This window comes from Candidatus Nitrosotenuis aquarius (assembly GCF_002787055.1).
Classification (GTDB): Archaea; Thermoproteota; Nitrososphaeria; order Nitrososphaerales; family Nitrosopumilaceae; genus Nitrosotenuis; species Nitrosotenuis aquarius.
The window spans coordinates 93662-110674 of record NZ_CP024808.1 but is presented as its reverse complement, the minus strand read 5'-3'; the positions used below and the strand labels follow the sequence as shown (position 1 = coordinate 110674).

Genomic DNA, 17013 nt, shown 5'->3' with positions numbered 1-17013 from the left:
ATGATTTTATGGCAATTCCCAAGTGGACTATATCCCGACGCTGGCAGTATTTGGCATAGTGTATGGGCTGATAATTTTTAGAAACATTCGCGGAGTAAGCGTTCCAATTTGGGCAAGCATGTGTTTTGGCGCAATCGCAGTATTGGCAACAGGCAGCACTAGACTGGATGATTCCATATCTGCAATAAACGTCGATGTCATTTTGTTTCTTTTGGGGATGTTTGTACTTGTGTCAGGCCTAGAGTCATCTGGGATGCTAGGACACATTACAAATAGAATTTTGTCATACGCCAAAACCCCAAACCAGGTTCTATTTTTTGTGATTTGTGTAATGGGTGTGTTGTCGGCATTTTTGATAAATGACACCATTGCACTTGTTGCAACGCCAATTGTAATTGGCTTGGCAAAGCAGATGAATGTAAGGCCTGCACCGCTTTTGATTTCGCTGGCATTTGGCGTCACACTTGGAAGCATGATGACTCCGATTGGAAACCCGCAAAACCTGCTGGTGTCATTGCACAGTGGCATGGAGTTTCCAATATTGACATTTCTTAGATACTTGATCCTGCCGACAGTTGCATCACTTTTTTGCACGTACTATATTGTAAAAAAATACTACAAAAAGGAACTTGCGCAGGCAACAATGCCATCCATTACACAAAGTGTTGTCTTGGACAAATCCCTGGCAAAAAAATCATCTGTATTGATAATAATTACCGTGGTTGGATTTTTTGCAATAGGGATAACCAAGATGTTTGGCATACAGACAGGGCTGAACTTTGCGCATGTTGCAATACTTGGCGGCATTGTATTATTGATAATTGGAAACAACAGAAGACGGGTCGTTTCTGGGATAAACTGGCAGATATTGGTGTTTTTTGCAGCCATGTTTGTGTTTGTGCAGGGACTGGCCGATGGTGGCGTAATAGAAGTATTCCAGAGATTATTGCCATTTGATTCCTCGCCTGATTCGCCACTGTCCACAATCAACATAATTGGCACAAGCGTGGCACTCAGTCAGCTAGTCAGCAATGTTCCTTTTGTTGCGATTTATCTGCCAACACTGCAGGATGCTGGGTTTACAGATACCATATCCTGGATTGCACTTGCCGCAGGTAGTACAATAGCTGGAAACCTAACCATACTTGGGGCGGCGTCAACCGTAATAATACTAGAGGCTGCACAAAAAAAGAACGGCACTAGCTTTTCATTTATAGAATTTTTCAAAATAGGAAGCATTGTTACTGCGACAAATGTTGCAATTTTGATATTTTTCTTGGTCCTAGTCAGATAACTGAGTGCCTCAATCCATTTGCTCCTTGCTCTATGAATCAATCAATATGAATTAGACAGGATTTCCAACATGTAACGAGTCATCAGATTGTCTTTTTTGGCACATCCATTATCATGTGGTTTCAGGATGGGTTACAATAAAAAAAGTTTGAAAACTCAGGAATAAATTATGTATGATTAGTGGGATGGGTGATTTTGGGTCTATTAAGCAGAAAAAAGCTAAAATTTGAAAAAATAAAGATAACTAGTACAAAAATAAACTCTAATGAATTTTGCACTATTACATTCAATATAAGAAATTTCAAGGATGTGTTTGCAAAAATTACCGCCATAACAAAAACAGACGATGTGCAAAACCAATACCTAAGAATCGACAAACCGCAAATCGAGTTGCCATCATTAGACTTTGAAAATCGGAACACGGGGGATCATTCAGTTCTCATAACTCCCTACAACATCCCGCTCAACAAGATGTTATTTAGGATCACAGTAGAAGTTTTTACTGATGATAATAACAAACCGCAAATCAAAAAAGAATTCAGATTAACAGTCAACAAAAAGCCAAGCACATAAAATTTAGAGAATAGAGCACCCCAGTACGTTTGCTTTTCTGATGAAGCTAGCAAAAACTAGGCAAGTTGTTATTTTGGATGTAGTGGTGACGACTAGATTACGCCGCGCAAAATCTGGATTACTTTTTCTGCAATCACGGTTGCTGCAAGGGATTGTGCTTCTTTTGTCTGCGCGCCAATGTGCGGAGTTGCAATAAAGTTAGGCAGACTGATTAGCTTGTTGCCTATTGCTGGCTCTTTTTCAAACACATCAAGTGCTGCCCCGCCAAGGTTTCCAGACTTTAGTGCTTCGTATAGCGCGTTTTCATCCACGGTTCCTCCGCGAGAAGTGTTGATTATCCTTGCAGTCTTTTTCATCGATGCCAGCCTTTGTGCATTGATTAGATTTTTCGTGCTATCCAGTAATGGTACATGCAATGAAACATAGTCTGCGCTTTGGAGTAGTGTGTCCAAGTCCGCCTTCATCAGGCCTACCTCTTTTGCAAATTCTGGATCAATTGGCACTACATCAAATCCAATTATGTTCATGTTGAGTGCTCGTGCCAGCCTTGCCAGCCTTTTTCCAATGTTGCCCAACCCGACTATACCGAGATATTTTCCTGCAAGTTCTGTTCCCATCAGTTCTTTTTTTATCCAGTTGCCATTGCGCAGTTCTCTGTCTGCCCTTGGGATGTCGCGAGCCATTGCAAGCATCAGGCCAATTACCAATTCCGCTACGGCGTTCATTGCGCCTTCTACAGCATTTATGACTCGGATGTTTTTTGCCTTGGCTGCCTCTGTGTCTATGTTATCCAGACCGACTCCGACTCGCGCCAAAATCTTGCATTTTGTTGCTTTTTCTATGAGATCTTTTGTTATGGTGGTTCTGCTACGAACAATAACTATCTCATAGTCGTCTATTTTTTTTGCCAGCTCTTCCGGTGTGATTTGCGGCTCGTATGTTACAGCTAGTCCGTTTTTTTGCAAGGTGTTATTGAGAACTGCATCAACCTGATCGCAGATCAAGACCTTGTCTGAAAAACTCATGTAGTGTTGCCTCTTGGAGTACGAAATATAATCATTTACTAAAAATACAAAAATAAGAAAATAGGGGTTTTAGAGTCCTAATTCTGACTTTAATTCGTCAGCACGTTCATCGGTGTACAATCCGTGCAAGTTCACCTTTGGATGCTCAATTGTGTTCTTTCCACTTGGTGGAATTGCATCGCTTGGGTTGCCCAAAAGTTCAGCATATGATTGTGCATTTGTGCCCAATTGCTCATTTAGACCAAATGGATCGCCTGCAACAAAAATTGATGCCGCACCTGTAAAGATTGCTGCATAGTCATGGTTGACTGCTGCATATACACCTGGTTCATCAAAGACAACATCCATGATTGCGCCTTGTGAGCCGCCAATCTCGTATGTCTCTGTGCCCTTTGCTTGTACAACGTTGCCTTGTGTGACACGGTCAATGATTTCACCCACGATGTGCCAGAACACTGGTTCATTGGCTTGATTCTCAATGAAGATTCTTACGTGTTGGCCTGCTTCAACGAACAATAGTTGTGATTGGTATTGTGCCAGATCTGGAGAGTTCCATGGTTGGACTACAAAGATGTTTTTCTTTGCATCTCCTAAGATAAGCTCGTTGTGAGCTGCGTTTGGAACATATCCAAATGACATACCGTTAACAACTGTGTAGGTTGTCTCGTGTCTGAACATTTTTCCTTGGTCATATCCACCTTCATCGTTCAGGTATAGCTGAGCGTATTGAAGTTGGAATTCAAGTGCATCTGCGGAATGTCTTTGTCTGTCAATTACGATGTTGCCATCTTCATTGACTGCTGTCTTGTCGACAACTAGTGGCTTGTAACCCTTGATTGGGTCAACAATTGTCATTCCGTACATGCCGGACAATACATGTTGATCCATTGCTGCAATGTCAACGCCAGAGCAGTGATACTTGAAGGTACCAGGTACTTCGGCAACATAGCAGTATGTTCTGGATTCACCGGGCATTACTTTGCCAAATGGGCCAGAGTGCATTTGTGATGCATGCATGTCGTTTCCGTGTGGAGTTGGCTCATCCTCTGGGATGGTCAGTGTCATCATTACGACGTCGCCTTGTGTGACTCTAAGGGTTGGTCCTGGGACTTGGCCGCTAAAAGTCATGGCTTGGTAAGTCTTTCCGCCCAGAATTGGGAGGTCAGCACTTCTTGCGTAAAGATCAAAGCTAACCACATTTCTTCCCTCTTCGATGTTGTCGCAGTCTACTGCGGCAAATGCTTGAGGCATAACAAGTTTCAATCCACCCATGTCATGGATTTTTTGAGACATGCTATCGTTTGAGGAAGCTGCCAGAGTTGTACCGACAACTTGGGAATTTGTGTATGTGCTTCCGAATAAGGTTGCTGCCAATACCGCTACTGCTGTAACGGAAAATAGCATACTGTAACGCTTATTCATTATGTTTGGGACTTCTACCACCCTTTATAATAATTCCCCCTATTTCCATGCGGACTTGGAATTTTTTGATGTTTTTCGCTGAGAATTTATTTTAGTTGGAATTGGATTCTTTGTTGGAATATAGAATTGATAGGGATTCCTTGGGTGAGGTCAAGATCCCATCTGATGCGTACTATGGTGCATTTACCGGCCGCGCCATACAACAATACCACGTCACAGGCAGAAAATCCCACAAGCATCTAATTTCGGCATTTGTAATGATAAAGCGCTCTGCCGCAGTTGCCAACATACAATGTAAAGCAATTGACAAAAAACTAGGCAACGCCATAATATCTGCATGCGATAAAATTCTGGCAGGAAAATTCCAGGAATGGTTCGTAATTGAGGAAATAAACTCCGGCGCAGGAACTGCGTTTAACATGAATTCCAACGAGGTGATTTGCAATGTCGCACTAGAAATTCTTGGCAAGAAAAAGGGACAAACCGAGTTTTTGCATCCAAATGATCATGTGAACATGTCGCAGTCCAGCAATGACACATTTCCAACTGCAATGCATGTTGCAATTCTGCTGAATCTAAAAGAGACATTACCAGCAGTTGATGTTTTGATTAAATCGCTAAACAAAAAGGCAAGAGAATTTTCCGGCTACAAAAAAATCGGCCGCACCCACCTGATGGATGCGCTGCCAGTAACATTGGGTAGCGAGTTTGCGGCATATGCTACATCGATTACAAAGGCAAAGGGCGCAATCACACTAGCAATAAAAGAACTGGAGATGGTAGGCCTTGGCGGAACAGCGGTGGGCAATGGTGCCAACACCCCAAAGGGATACCGCAAAATTGCAATTGCAGAGCTGGCAAAGATTTCTGGACTAAAACTACGACCAGAGCCAGACATGCAGCACTCATTGCAATCAAAGTTTGCGGTGGCAAACGTATCTGCAGCAATCAGAAATCTCGCACTGGAGCTGAACAAAATTGCAAACGACATTCGATTAATGGCGTCAGGCCCAATTGCGGGACTGTCCGAGCTTGGAATACCGGCGGTTCATGCAGGCTCGTCTATAATGCCTGGAAAAGTAAACCCGTCGCTTGCTGAATGCCTCAACATGGTTTGTTTTAGCATAATAGGAAATGACACTGCAGTTGCAAACGCTGCACAAGGTGGACAGTTTGAGCTGAATGTGATGTTGCCAGGAATGCTAAAGGCGGTCCTTGATTCAACAGACATGCTCAAGAATTTTCTGCCAATATTTTCAAAGAATCTAATAGACGGCCTGACTGCAAACGAGGAGCGACTCAGGCAAAACATAGAAAAAAGTCCGGTGATTGTTACGCTTCTTGCGCCAAAGATTGGCTACCAAAAGTCGGCTGATCTGTTCAAGGAATCGCTAAAGACTGGAAAAACCATTCGGGAATTGGTAGTGGAACAGAAACTATTATCCGAAAAAGAGATCAACGCACTATTCAAGTAATATGGCAAAAATCTGGGTCGAGTCCTATGGTTGCTCTGCTAGCTTTGCAGACGCTGAGATGATCTCAGGGCTAATTGTCAATGGCGGCCACACTTTGGCAGAGAATTCTCGCGATGCGGACTTGAACTTGATAGTGACATGCTCTGTCAAGGATGCCACTGCAAACAAGATGGTAAACAGAATAAAGCGATTAAAGAGCAAGCCCCTAGTTGTTGCGGGGTGTCTGGCAAAGACAGAGTCAAAATCGGTGCAAAGGTTTTCCCCAAACGCCAGCCTGATGGGACCTAATTCCATTGGAAAAACTCTGCAGATAATAGACACCACGCTATCAGGTAAAAAGAAAATTGAGCTTGAAGATTCTGATGTTACCAAGACAGGCCTACCCAAAGTCAGGCTCAATCCGGTTGTTGGAATAGTGGAAATAGCATCCGGGTGCATGAGTGAATGCACGTTTTGCCAGACCAAGCTTGCGCGGGGTGATCTTCAATCGTATCGCCTCGGTGACATAGTACGCCAGGTAACGTATGAAATCCAAGACGGATGCAAAGAAGTCTGGCTCACATCGACTGACAATGGTTGCTATGGACTGGACATTGGCACCAGTCTGCCAGAACTTGTAAACAAAGTATCAGAGATTCCGCATGACTTTATGATCAGAGTCGGCATGATGAACCCAATGTACATGCCAAAAATAAAACAAGACTTGGTAAAATCATTTGAAAGCGACAAAGTCTTCAAGTTCTTGCACGTGCCTGTGCAGTCTGGAAGCAACAAAATACTGCACGAGATGAAGCGTGGCCACACTGCGGAAACATTCCGAGATGTAGTTAAAAAATTCCGGGAAAAGTTCCCAAGATTTACAATATCTACTGATGTCATAGTCGGATTTCCTGGAGAAACAGAGGAGGACTTTTCTGATACTGTATCGCTAATCAAGGAGACAAGACCAGATGTCGTGAATCTGTCCAGGTATAGCCAGAGGCCTGGAACTGTAGCGGCAGAACTAGTCCAGATTCCAGTGGCACAAGTCAAGAATCGCTCCAAGAAATTATTTGATGTAATAAACAAGATTGCTCTGCAAAACAACCAGGAATGGATTGGCTGGACTGGCATTGTACTATTTGATGAGCAGACAGACGACATGGTACGGGGCAGGAACTTTGCCTACAAGCCGGTCTTTGTGGAGGAGCCAGTCAAAGTAGGTGATTCCGTCCAAGTCACCATAACCCGTGCAACCAATCATGGACTGTACGGTGTGATCGCTAGCTAAAAGTTTTAGATCGGAGTTTGGATCAAAATTAAGTAAGAAGGTTTTTTATCGAATTTTGCGAGAGGCTCACATGGACTTTGTACAGCCCGTCCTTTTGGTCGGAATAGGTGGCGCAGGCTCAAAGATGGCAAACAATGCGGCCTCCTTGATTGGAGCAGACGTCTTTGCAATCAGCCATGACAGCAATGATCTGAGCTCCCATCATGACATCAAAATTCACGCAGAATCCTATGTCAACCCATCCGCATACCTGATTAGGGCAGAGGCTCAAAAGTCAATGTACAGGATTCGCGACAAGTTTGCAAACTATAACACTATAGTAATTTTTGCAAACCTAGCAGGCAAGTCAGGCTGTGCCGTGTCTCCATTGGTTGCAACAATAGCCAAAGAGGAGAAAAAGCGAGTCTTGTCATTTGGAATAATGCCATTTAGATTTGAAAAAGAGAAATTGTTTTTGTCTGGCGTTTCGCTAAAAAGACTGCGTGCTAGCTCGGACTCCACTGTTGTAATTGATAACGATGCGCTGCTAGAGGCAAATCCGGACTTGACAGTATCAAAATGCTATGACATAACAAACCACGCAGTAATGTATGTCGTAAATGCATTGGCGTCATCTAGCATCTCGGACGATCTAAACATTTTGTCTACTAGCAAAAATGAAAAAGACATAGAGGCATCACTGCGTGAATCAGTGCAAATGCTGTACGAGGACGCCCCGCCAAGCTCTGTCAAAAAGACAATGCTGTACGTGTTTGGCTCTGACAATGTTTCTGTTGGTAAAATAAATGCCGCAGTAAACACAATATCTGGCATATTCAATGAGAACAATACTGGCGTATCACTGGCAACAACACAAGGCGAAAACTCCCAAGTCGTAATGGTAAGCTCCGTTGAAGGCACAATGAAGTTTGATTCCTATGATCCACTCGGAATGATTCCAAAGGAGAACACTCTAGACTGGGATGTTCCGGAATCGTCAATAAAAACTGGAATTGAACTATACCAATTAGAATAAAATTTCTGCGATAATATTTTAGAGCTTATTTTACAAATACAAATCACATAAAAGGCAAAAATCTTCAAAATTGTAAACTGGTCAGGTTTTTTGGCATTACGCACAAAATCATACCATAATTGGTCAGGTAAATGCAGTTCAAGGATTTAATCCATGAAATGCAAATTGTTTGATTTTTTGCTCAGCGCCAAACATCAAGCCTGCTAGATAATCTAAGTTTTATGGCATTTCAAATTTGGCCAATGTTGTTGAGACACTGATGAATAAAATTATTCTAAAAATTATTTAGATTTCTTTGCTGACTTTTTTGCTTTCTTTTTGGATGGCTTTTTGGGTTCTGCCTTTTTCTCTTTTGGTTTTTCTTCGGCTTTCTTTTCTGCCTTTTTCTCTTCTTTTTTTGCCGGCTTTTCTACTGCCTTCTTTTCCTCTTTTGTTGGCTTTTCCTCAGTCTTTTCTTCTTTGGCTTCTACCTTTGGCTCCTCTTTCTTTGCCTTTGGTTTTTCCTCTTCCTCGTATGGCGAGACCATCACATAGCCGTCGTCGGTCTTTGCCATCCTTACTCGGATCTTTCTTGGCGGGCTGCGAATTCCTCTCTCCCAGATTGCATGGGACAAATCCTGGTCGATTTTGATCTGGCCTGTCTTCATGTGGTGTTCGGTAAACTCGCGAATCATGTTGATTGCGCGCTTGGCTCTCTGGTTGTTTGGCGAAAGCCAGACTTTGCCCAGATTAATCGTATAGACTCGCTCTGCTTCTTGGGACAAGTTATCCTACCTCCACGTCTGTTGCTCTCCAAGCTCTGCGCTTTGGATTGGAGCGGACCTGTCTTTTGGTCTTGAGAATAATCCACGCCGGCACTGCAGAATTTTGCTTCATTTTCTTTTGAAGCCTGATCTTGCGTCCAGAGTGCTTTCTTGTCGCCATGAAAATTGAGGCATTTTACCCTATTTTTAAATGAATCTGAGTTTTTGCGTGTAATTTTACAAAATCTGGTTAGAGTGGAAAATGTCTGCGATTTGTTTTAGCATTCTAGCAGATGCGCCCCAAATCATCTTGTTATCGTATGTGAGCTTGTACGCCTCAAAGAGGGACCTGTGGCCTGGATCGTCATCGTCCCGTAGTGTTTGCAGTAACGGTATGATTGGAAAGTGCAGTATCTCGTCGACTTCGGAGTTTGGATGTAGCTGCGTTATTTGGTCCAGCATTGCGACAAATGGTATAATTGTGAATCCTGAATTTCTTGTCTGCACTGGCTTGAGCTGCCCAATGACATTTTGCCTCGGTACAGCTAGGCCGATTTCTTCTAGTGTTTCGCGAATTGCTGTCTCCAGGAGGTTTTCGTCGCTTGCGTCAATTTTTCCGCCGGGAAATGAAATCTCGCCTGCATGCTGTTGCATGCTGAGTGGTTTTTGAGTCATGATTATTTTGTGGTCCTCTCCATAAATCACAATAAGAACGGCTGCGTGCTTTGTGGTGTGATCATCCAGATGTGGGATAATATCAGAGCTGAGAATTTGGCGTAAGGTTTGGCCGTTCATGATGTACTAGTGACGGTTCGACGATTTATTCCTTCAAAGGTTATTAATCAAGAAAATTAGATAATTTTTGAAATTGACCATTCGATACGAGATAAATCCACCTAGAGTTATCCAGGACGGTGTACTGTCCCACAAGCAGGTCAAGGGATTGTTGGGTAAAGTCGAGAAAAGAATCATTTCTGCTTCTAAATATTGCAATGGGATACACCTGACTGACTCAGTACTGGGCGTTCCAAGAATTTCGCCGATTACCACGGGTGCCATAATTCGAAATAATGGTGTAAGGCTTGACATTACTGCCAGTCTGCGTGTGCGGGATCGAAACATTACTGCCCTGACCCAGTCGGTGTATGATGCCGTCCTGCTAGGGTTGGACGGCTTGTTGATATTAAAGGGCGACGAGCCGCCTGCCGGACCCAAGGACTCTAAGCTGATACCAAGCCAGGTTGTAAAGCATTTTACAAAGCAGGGGTTTGGCAAGAACTTGGACTTTTTTTTGTCCATATCTGCGTATCCCAATTTTGATAAAATTCAGAAAAAAATCGATGCTGAGCCCACAGGGTTTGTCACGCAGGTAATACAGGATCCTGCGCAGGTTCACCGAATTGTGGATGAGCTAAAGCCCCATGGATTCAAGATTATACCATGTGTGATGATCCCGTCTGTGAAAAACGCCAACTCTGCAAAGATGGTTGGAATCGACTTTGCGCAATATGAGGAAATTGTGCTCGATTTCATCAGGGAAATTCACAAGTCTGCGCGCGACATCCTCATTACATCGCCTAATGACTCAAAGGCCGCACTGAAGGTCTTGTCGCAGCTCAAAGAATTAAAAGGAAAATAACCAGAACCACTCCATGGCGCAAAAACGTCCATTCTTGGATGCGATAAAAAATGACATTTTGCTGTTTGATGGTGCAATGGGGACTGAAATTCAGAAATTCGACCCAAAACCAGAGGACTTTCCAGACGGCAAGGACGGATTCAATGACGGACTAGTACTGACAAGACCGGAATGGATTAAAAAAATTCATCGCAGCTATCTGGAGGCAGGTGCCGACTGCATCGAGACAAACTCGTTTGGCTCTAACAAGCTAAAACTCGACGAATACGGGTTTGGCGACAAGACAATAGAGATGAACAAAAAAATTGCCGAGCTTGCATGCAGTGTTGCATCTGAGTTCACCGACAAGCCGCGATACGTCATTGGTAGCATGGGTCCCACCGGATTTTTGCCAAGCTCCAACGATCCAGACTTGGGCCAAATTTCGTTAGAAAAAATCAGAGAGGCATATGCATTACAGGCAGAAGGGCTGATCTTGGGAGGAGTGGATGCGCTACTAATAGAGACCAGCCAGGACATTTTAGAAGTAAAGCTTGCAATCGAAGGCGCACATGAGGCAATGGCAAAAACCAAAAAAATTCCACTCATTGCAAATGTAACGCTAGACCAGTACGGAAAGATGCTCTTGGGCACAAACGTCCAGGCTGCATACACTACGGTATCTGACATGGGGATTGACGTGTTTGGCCTCAACTGTTCTACTGGGCCAATAGAGATGACGTCCAGCGTCCAGTGGCTGGATGAGCAAAACGACCTGAATTTGCTTGTGGTGCCAAACGCCGGCATGCCGGAAAACGAGGGAGGCCATGCAGTGTACAAGATGACGCCGGAGAAGATGTCTGATGCGCTAGGCGACTTTTTGTCAAAATACAAAAAGGTGCGAATAATCGGCGGTTGCTGTGGGACAAATCCTGCCCACATTTCCGCACTGCGCAAAGTAATTGATGCGCGAAAATAATACCGTGTGAATTACCAAAAAAGGGAACTGCACAATATAGGGTTGGTGCTGTTCATAAATACCATCACAATGGAGTAAAGCGTGACTTTTCCACATTTGGCAGATGGGATTTTTATATCAAGATCCCAGAGGAAACCCAATGACAACAAAATCAGTTCCAAAAAGCAAGAAAAGCATCACACTAGAAAAAGAAATAGAGACAAAGGTACGCAGAATCCAAGCCCGACTAATTGAAAAGACAGACCAGACATGGAGTCTTTCAGTGGTACTAAACATACTGGTAACGGCTGGCCTGATGCAGACAAAAAAGATGAGTCGCGCAGACTGGCAGAAAATCAAGACACTAGTTGAGGACAAGACAGTTACATTTGGCGATGAACTGATTTCGGATTTTGTCAAGAAAATGTCCGAGTAAACCTATTCTTATTCTTTTATTATTTTACAATACTCCATGTCCGGTAGCTCTTTGAGGTTTTTGTACTGGAAATAGGTGCACTGGATTTTGTCCTCTGGTTGGCCTAGGAACTTGTAGCATACTGTCACGATGTCATCGCTTTTGTGGGGTTTATCATATGATGACATGGGATTTTCGCACTAAAAGTGCGAATCTCATACTCTGATAAAAGTATTGTTTATAACAAATATGGAAAAAGCATATCAAATTGTAAAAAATTTCGATATTATCATACGAGGCTCATATTATTGCGCAATATACCCTAACTACACGGTAAATAATAGAAAAACCGTCATATATTTACAAAAAGCAAGAATTTTTGAAACAAGATGAAGATTCCACGAGTAAGCTCATCACTAAAGGCAGTAGAACTACGACAAGAGCCTGCGCCAATGATAATAGGCGAGAGGTTAAACACGCAGGGCTCCAAGAAGGCAAAGCAGCTGGTACTGTCTGATGACTTTGACGGACTAATCGACTTGGCTCGAACCCAAGTGGAGGATGGTGCGCACTGTCTTGATGTTTGCGTTGCGACAACAGAGAGATCTGATGAGCTTGAATTTATGAAAAAACTTGTAAAAAGACTGTCGCTGGAAATCGATGCGCCACTTGTAATTGATTCAACTGATCCCAACGTGATAGAGTCATCGATTCGCCAGATTCCTGGCAAGCCCATGATAAACTCGATTAACCTGGAAGGCGACGGTTCCAGATTTCACAAGCTTGCGCCAATCATGGCAAAATACGGCCTGCCGGCAATTGCGCTGTGCATTGGCCCAAGGGGGATGGCAAAGACTCCGCAGGAAAAGCTGGAAACTGCGGAACTGTTGTACGAGACTGGAAAAAAATACGGCCTGCGAGAGGACCAGTTTGTCTTTGATGTGCTGACATTTACACTTGCCACTGGCGAGGCGGAATTTTTGGATGCCGGAAAAAACACACTGGAAGGAATCAAGCTAGTCAAAAAAAGATTCCCAAATGCATTTACCACTTTGGGCTTGAGCAACATTTCGTTTGGCCTGGCTCCTGCTGCACGCAAGATACTCAATTCCGTGTTTTTGTATCATGCTGTAAAGGCAGGCCTTGATTCCGCAATAGTCAATGCCAAGGAGATAGTCCCATATCCGGAAATTGATGCCAAAGAGCGCAAGCTGGTGGAGGACTTAATATTCAATACGCACCCCAATGCCCTGGCAGAGGTGATTGCTCACTTTGAAAAGGCCGGCACACAGGTTGCCAGTGCCAAAAAGGTTGAAGTCGACCCAAGCTGGCCTGCAGGAAAACGAGCCAATTTCAGAATTGTGAATCGCCTCAAGGATGGAATTGAAAACGATGTTGTATCTGCAATAGCTGAAAAAATTACTCAAAAAATCGCCATATCAGAGAAGGATGGCAGAAAAATCATTGATGCACCAAAAGAAACAACGCATGATGCGGCCATAACCACGCTAAACGATGATCTGTTGCCTGCAATGAAGGAAGTAGGCGACAAATTTGGTGCAGGTGAATTGATCCTACCGTTTGTGCTAAAGTCTGCCGAATGTATGAAGGCGGCAGTAGTAGAATTGGAAAAATATCTGCTAAAGGAAGAAGGAACAAGCAAGGGCAAGCTTGTACTTGGTACTGTATATGGCGATGTGCATGATATTGGCAAGAACCTAGTGAAAACAATCTTTGAAAACAATGGCTATACTGTGTACGATTTGGGAAAGCAGGTACCATTACAGAAATTTGTGGAAAAAATCAACGAAGTCAAGCCAGACGCAATAGGCCTTTCTGCATTATTGGTATCTACATCAAAGCAAATGCAACATTTTGTAGAATTTGCGCGAGAAAACAAGCTTGCGATTCCAGTATTGTGTGGAGGTGCTGCAATCAACTCCAACTATATCAACAGAATTGCAAAGGAAGGCGCAATCTACCCGCATGGTGTGTTTTACTGCAAGACAATGTTTGATGGCCTAAAGACAATGGACAGACTGGTTTCGCCGCAAAGATCACAATTCATTTCAGAATGGCAAGAAAAGATCCAAAACTGGAAGGAAACTAAAATAGAAAAATCACAGGGCGAGCTGCCACGATCCGATGTAAAACCGGTGACTCCGCCGGTAGCGCCAGTGTTGGGCCAACCAATCAGATTAGAACCAAAGGACTTTGATCTGAACAAAATCTGGGAAAAGCTGTCAAAAAAGTCGCTCTTTGTGCTGTCGTGGGGTCTGCGAGGTCGAGGAATGGAAAATGCAGATGTTGAAGGTGAAAAGATGCTTGCAGAATGGAAGAAAAAGGTGATGGATGAAAATCTCTTTGAGCCTCGTGCAGTGTACGGATATTTTGTGTGTCATGGAAGAGACAAGCTCCTAGTGGATGGCCCAAATGGAACTGTGGAGTTTGACTTTCCAAGATCTGCGCAAAGCAAGCACCTGTGTCTGACTGATTACTTTGGTGAGAACGATCTTGTTGCATTTCAGGCAGTGACTGTTGGAAATAAAGTCCAAGAAATAATCGACAGATGGAACAAGGAGGACCGCTATACCGACGCATACTATTTGCATGGTTTGGCAGTAGAGACGGCTGAGGCAATGGCTGAGCTGATAAACCAGAGAATCCGAGAAGAGTTGAAAATCAGTGGAAAACGAGGCCTGCGATATTCATGGGGCTATCCAAGCTGCCCAGATGTCTCACAGCACCATTTGGTGTGGAATCTAATTGATCCTGCAAAATCTGGCATGACGCTAACTGAGGCAGGTCAAATAATACCAGAGCAATCCACTGCGGCAATAGTTGTACACCATCCAGATGCAGAATATTTTGTGCTATAGATCATCACTTTGAATTAAATTAATCAGAGTTATGATCGTATACAAGTAAAAAATTCATGCAACAACTAAACAATCTACTGCGAGGCGCCACATTTTTCCAACATGCTGGCGTATCCATCATTTACGTTTTCATGCCAATTTTGGCGCAATCTCTCACAAGCAACATATTCGAAGTAGGCCTTACCATAGCATCATTTTTTCTAGCACAAATTCTATCCAGCCTGTATTTTGGCAGAATCTCTGATGCTAAAGGAGTAAGGCTGACATTCATTCGAATTGGCTTTGTTAGCTGTGCGGTAATGTTTGGCCTTCACTATATTGCAGATAATTCGTTTTACCTGCTTTTGGTGCGTTTAGGAGCTGGTGTTGCAAGTGGTATGATGGTGCCTGCAATGCTTGCATACACCTATGAATCTGGCAAGGACAAGTCCAAAGTAGCATCAGTTATTTCATTTCATGCATTAGGATGGCTTGCTGGAATTGTAGCTGCTGGTGTTGCAAACAATGAAAAGACAATATTTTTGATCAGTGCCGGCTTGTTTTTGGCAGGCCTTGCATTTTCTGCCAAGATGCCAAACTATACGATGCCAAAGGAGGTAGAATCTGGCGCTACAAAAAAAGTCATTGCAAAAAACAAGTATCTGTTCTTGTCGCTTTTGTTGCGCCACATTGGTGCAACATCGGTTTGGACCATACTTCCACTGGTTCTGACGCAGACATTTGGCGCCAAATTGTATGAAGTGTCCATGGTGTATGTTGCAAACACTGCTACTTCGTTTATTTTGATGAATCTGATGGGAACTAAAATCCGCACAAAAAATGTGACTAAATTCAAGATTGGGATTGGTCTTACTGTGTTTGTCTTTGCTGGAATGGCCGTGATGAATTCATGGTGGATGGCAATTCCATGTATGGCACTAGTTGGGGTAACATGGGCGTTTTTGTATATTGGTGGAAGCATTCACCTAATGGAGAATAATCCAAAGTCGACGTCTACTGGAGTGTTCAATTCCACCATATCAATTGCAAATGTGATAGGACCTGTTGTTGCTGGTTCCATAGCATTTTGGTATAACCAGGTTGCTGTGATGTATTTTGCAGTCGGGATTTGTGTTGTTGCGTTTTTGGTTTCGTTAAAGATTAAGAAATGATTTGAAATGATCATGCCGCTAATTGTAATTAGTTACCACTAGATGTAAAAAGAAGTCATTTCCTAAATATTAGAAAATACAAATGGACTTATGGATATAATTTGGGGAAATGTAGGAAAAGTTTTGTCAGGCCAGATTTTTGAATTAAATGTAACACACAAAAAAAATGGGAATAAAAACGATTATTCAGAAATTGAGAAAATAAAAGTTTTTCAAACTGACATAATGAGCCTTCCTGTAGATCTCAATGAATGTACAATAGAGCAATTAGAACAAAATTTGGGCGGATCATTTGTAAAATGTGAAATCAAAAACAGAGAAAATGATGGGACTCTTAAATCAGTTGTTTCACATTCGGGACAAGGCGGGTATTAGATGAATTTGCAATGGAACCCAATAGAAATGGAGTACAAAGAGATAGGTCAAAATAAAAAAACCCTAGAGAAAATCATCACGGGGGAGTCTCCTGCATTAATAATTAAAAATTTTTACAATGATGATTCATGTAAAACAATAGCCCAAAGAATTGAGGCAAAAACCTTTGAAAATAATCAAAAAATTAAGAAAATAGGTGTTTCGCTTGTATCATTTATTTCTAGAAAATCAGAATATTTTATTCAAGCAGATGCATTAAGAAAAACAATATGTGAACTGTTTTCGGATTTGGAGGATCCAAGAAAAAAAATTCACAATGCATTACAAGTGCTCTTTCCTGAAAAGCAGGTCACCATTGCAGTTGAGAACGGCAAAAAATATGCATGTGGAGTAATCAGACTGCATGAATTAGGAGATTTTGCTCCAATACACAGAGACAGTGCAAGGTTTGAAGCAAGAAGTTTTGATGTTTCTAAATTTCCAATTCAATTATCTACAGTATTATACATTCAACAATCTCAAAAAGGGGGAGAATTAGTATTACACAAAAAATCATGGAAAAAATCAGATGAAAAGTATCGTAACATCAATTTTGGCTATTCAAAGAATGTGATTTCAGATTGCAACCAATCTGTCAAAATAAAGCCAAACCAAGGAGATTTGGTGATAATTAATCCAATTTATTATCACGAGATACTTCCTGTGAGGGCAAATAGGCGCATAACATTAGGATTGTTTTTAGCTTTTTCTAGACATGGAGATAAAGTTGTAACTTGGTCTTGATAGAAAAATCATCGAGTT

18 protein-coding genes are annotated in these 17013 nt (G+C 42.5%); 12 read left to right on the top strand and 6 right to left on the bottom strand.

All coding sequences use genetic code 11. The features are described from left to right. Window positions 1–22 precede the first annotated feature (22 nt). Window positions 23–1294 (top strand): ArsB/NhaD family transporter, encoded by a 1272-nt coding sequence (locus tag NAQ_RS00670; protein WP_100181775.1) that lies wholly within the window; start codon window positions 23–25, stop codon window positions 1292–1294. A 194-nt stretch (window positions 1295–1488) separates the two neighbouring features. Beyond that, a complete protein-coding gene (locus tag NAQ_RS00665; protein ID WP_162858546.1) occupies window positions 1489–1866 on the top strand; it encodes a hypothetical protein in 378 nt (125 codons plus the stop codon). A gap of 92 nt (window positions 1867–1958) precedes the next feature. On the opposite strand, the gene NAQ_RS00660 is transcribed toward NAQ_RS00665, so the two are convergent. After that, entirely contained in the window at window positions 1959–2891 is a 933-nt protein-coding gene (locus NAQ_RS00660; protein ID WP_100181773.1) for a D-2-hydroxyacid dehydrogenase, read from the bottom strand. A 69-nt stretch (window positions 2892–2960) separates the two neighbouring features. Continuing rightward, on the bottom strand, window positions 2961–4295 hold the full coding sequence (locus NAQ_RS00655; RefSeq protein WP_100181772.1) for a multicopper oxidase domain-containing protein: 1335 nt from the start codon (window positions 4293–4295) through the stop codon (window positions 2961–2963). 131 nt (window positions 4296–4426) lie between these two features. Here NAQ_RS00655 and NAQ_RS00650 point away from each other — a divergent pair, with 131 nt between their 5' ends. From NAQ_RS00650 to NAQ_RS00640, 3 genes are all read left to right on the top strand, one after another. Then, window positions 4427–5788 (top strand): aspartate ammonia-lyase, encoded by a 1362-nt coding sequence (locus NAQ_RS00650; protein ID WP_100183368.1) that lies wholly within the window; start codon window positions 4427–4429, stop codon window positions 5786–5788. Window position 5789: 1 nt separating this feature from the next. Continuing rightward, window positions 5790–7058, top strand: coding sequence for a tRNA (N(6)-L-threonylcarbamoyladenosine(37)-C(2))-methylthiotransferase (locus tag NAQ_RS00645; RefSeq protein ID WP_100181771.1), 1269 nt, complete (start codon window positions 5790–5792; stop codon window positions 7056–7058). 70 nt (window positions 7059–7128) lie between these two features. Then, window positions 7129–8073, top strand: a complete 945-nt coding sequence (locus tag NAQ_RS00640) for an FtsZ/tubulin family protein (RefSeq protein ID WP_100183367.1) — start codon at window positions 7129–7131, stop codon at window positions 8071–8073. A 281-nt stretch (window positions 8074–8354) separates the two neighbouring features. Here the strand turns inward: NAQ_RS00640 and NAQ_RS00635 are convergent, their stop codons facing one another. From NAQ_RS00635 to NAQ_RS00625, 3 genes are read right to left on the bottom strand one after another with little or no spacing between them, the layout of a single operon-like run. Next, entirely contained in the window at window positions 8355–8837 is a 483-nt protein-coding gene (locus NAQ_RS00635; protein WP_100181770.1) for a 50S ribosomal protein L31e, read from the bottom strand. A gap of 1 nt (window position 8838) precedes the next feature. Then, on the bottom strand, window positions 8839–8997 hold the full coding sequence (locus tag NAQ_RS00630; RefSeq protein ID WP_100181769.1) for a 50S ribosomal protein L39e: 159 nt from the start codon (window positions 8995–8997) through the stop codon (window positions 8839–8841). A 56-nt stretch (window positions 8998–9053) separates the two neighbouring features. After that, a complete protein-coding gene (locus NAQ_RS00625; RefSeq protein ID WP_100181768.1) occupies window positions 9054–9611 on the bottom strand; it encodes an NUDIX hydrolase in 558 nt (185 codons plus the stop codon). Between the two features lie 73 nt (window positions 9612–9684). Between NAQ_RS00625 and NAQ_RS00620 the strand changes: the two genes are divergently transcribed. The 3 genes from NAQ_RS00620 (at window position 9685) to NAQ_RS00610 (ending at window position 11828) form a co-directional block, all read left to right on the top strand. Continuing rightward, the gene (locus tag NAQ_RS00620) at window positions 9685–10455 is read left to right on the top strand and encodes a methylenetetrahydrofolate reductase (protein ID WP_162858545.1); all 771 of its coding nucleotides are present in this window, start codon (window positions 9685–9687) and stop codon (window positions 10453–10455) included. A gap of 13 nt (window positions 10456–10468) precedes the next feature. Further along, a complete protein-coding gene (locus tag NAQ_RS00615; RefSeq protein WP_100181766.1) occupies window positions 10469–11413 on the top strand; it encodes a homocysteine S-methyltransferase family protein in 945 nt (314 codons plus the stop codon). 139 nt (window positions 11414–11552) lie between these two features. After that, the gene (locus NAQ_RS00610) at window positions 11553–11828 is read left to right on the top strand and encodes a hypothetical protein (RefSeq protein WP_162858544.1); all 276 of its coding nucleotides are present in this window, start codon (window positions 11553–11555) and stop codon (window positions 11826–11828) included. 8 nt (window positions 11829–11836) lie between these two features. On the opposite strand, the gene NAQ_RS09940 is transcribed toward NAQ_RS00610, so the two are convergent. After that, window positions 11837–11995 carry a hypothetical protein gene (locus tag NAQ_RS09940; protein WP_162858543.1) on the bottom strand — a complete coding sequence of 53 codons (159 nt, stop codon included), beginning with the start codon at window positions 11993–11995 and terminating at the stop codon, window positions 11837–11839. A 201-nt stretch (window positions 11996–12196) separates the two neighbouring features. Here NAQ_RS09940 and NAQ_RS00605 point away from each other — a divergent pair, with 201 nt between their 5' ends. The 4 genes from NAQ_RS00605 (at window position 12197) to NAQ_RS00590 (ending at window position 16995) form a co-directional block, all read left to right on the top strand. After that, window positions 12197–14686, top strand: coding sequence for a methionine synthase (locus NAQ_RS00605; protein ID WP_100181764.1), 2490 nt, complete (start codon window positions 12197–12199; stop codon window positions 14684–14686). 56 nt (window positions 14687–14742) lie between these two features. Beyond that, window positions 14743–15837, top strand: a complete 1095-nt coding sequence (locus NAQ_RS00600) for an MFS transporter (RefSeq protein WP_100181763.1) — start codon at window positions 14743–14745, stop codon at window positions 15835–15837. Window positions 15838–15927: 90 nt separating this feature from the next. Continuing rightward, window positions 15928–16212, top strand: a complete 285-nt coding sequence (locus NAQ_RS00595) for a hypothetical protein (RefSeq protein WP_100181762.1) — start codon at window positions 15928–15930, stop codon at window positions 16210–16212. Continuing rightward, on the top strand, window positions 16213–16995 hold the full coding sequence (locus NAQ_RS00590; protein WP_100181761.1) for a 2OG-Fe(II) oxygenase: 783 nt from the start codon (window positions 16213–16215) through the stop codon (window positions 16993–16995). Window positions 16996–17013: the final 18 nt, after the last annotated feature.

What these genes read in the sequence shown, in the direction of transcription:
- NAQ_RS00660 (WP_100181773.1), bottom strand. Translation starts at nt 2,891, where the DNA reads ATGAGTTTTTCAGACAAGGTCTTGATCTGCGATCAGGTTGATGCAGTT.
- NAQ_RS00655 (WP_100181772.1), bottom strand. Translation starts at nt 4,295, where the DNA reads ATGCTATTTTCCGTTACAGCAGTAGCGGTATTGGCAGCAACCTTATTC.
- NAQ_RS00645 (WP_100181771.1), top strand. Translation starts at nt 5,790, where the DNA reads ATGGCAAAAATCTGGGTCGAGTCCTATGGTTGCTCTGCTAGCTTTGCA.
- NAQ_RS00640 (WP_100183367.1), top strand. Translation starts at nt 7,129, where the DNA reads ATGGACTTTGTACAGCCCGTCCTTTTGGTCGGAATAGGTGGCGCAGGC.
- NAQ_RS00630 (WP_100181769.1), bottom strand. Translation starts at nt 8,997, where the DNA reads ATGGCGACAAGAAAGCACTCTGGACGCAAGATCAGGCTTCAAAAGAAA.
- NAQ_RS00625 (WP_100181768.1), bottom strand. Translation starts at nt 9,611, where the DNA reads ATGAACGGCCAAACCTTACGCCAAATTCTCAGCTCTGATATTATCCCA.
- NAQ_RS00615 (WP_100181766.1), top strand. Translation starts at nt 10,469, where the DNA reads ATGGCGCAAAAACGTCCATTCTTGGATGCGATAAAAAATGACATTTTG.
- NAQ_RS00610 (WP_162858544.1), top strand. Translation starts at nt 11,553, where the DNA reads ATGACAACAAAATCAGTTCCAAAAAGCAAGAAAAGCATCACACTAGAA.
- NAQ_RS09940 (WP_162858543.1), bottom strand. Translation starts at nt 11,995, where the DNA reads ATGTCATCATATGATAAACCCCACAAAAGCGATGACATCGTGACAGTA.
- NAQ_RS00605 (WP_100181764.1), top strand. Translation starts at nt 12,197, where the DNA reads ATGAAGATTCCACGAGTAAGCTCATCACTAAAGGCAGTAGAACTACGA.
- NAQ_RS00600 (WP_100181763.1), top strand. Translation starts at nt 14,743, where the DNA reads ATGCAACAACTAAACAATCTACTGCGAGGCGCCACATTTTTCCAACAT.
- NAQ_RS00595 (WP_100181762.1), top strand. Translation starts at nt 15,928, where the DNA reads ATGGATATAATTTGGGGAAATGTAGGAAAAGTTTTGTCAGGCCAGATT.
- NAQ_RS00590 (WP_100181761.1), top strand. Translation starts at nt 16,213, where the DNA reads ATGAATTTGCAATGGAACCCAATAGAAATGGAGTACAAAGAGATAGGT.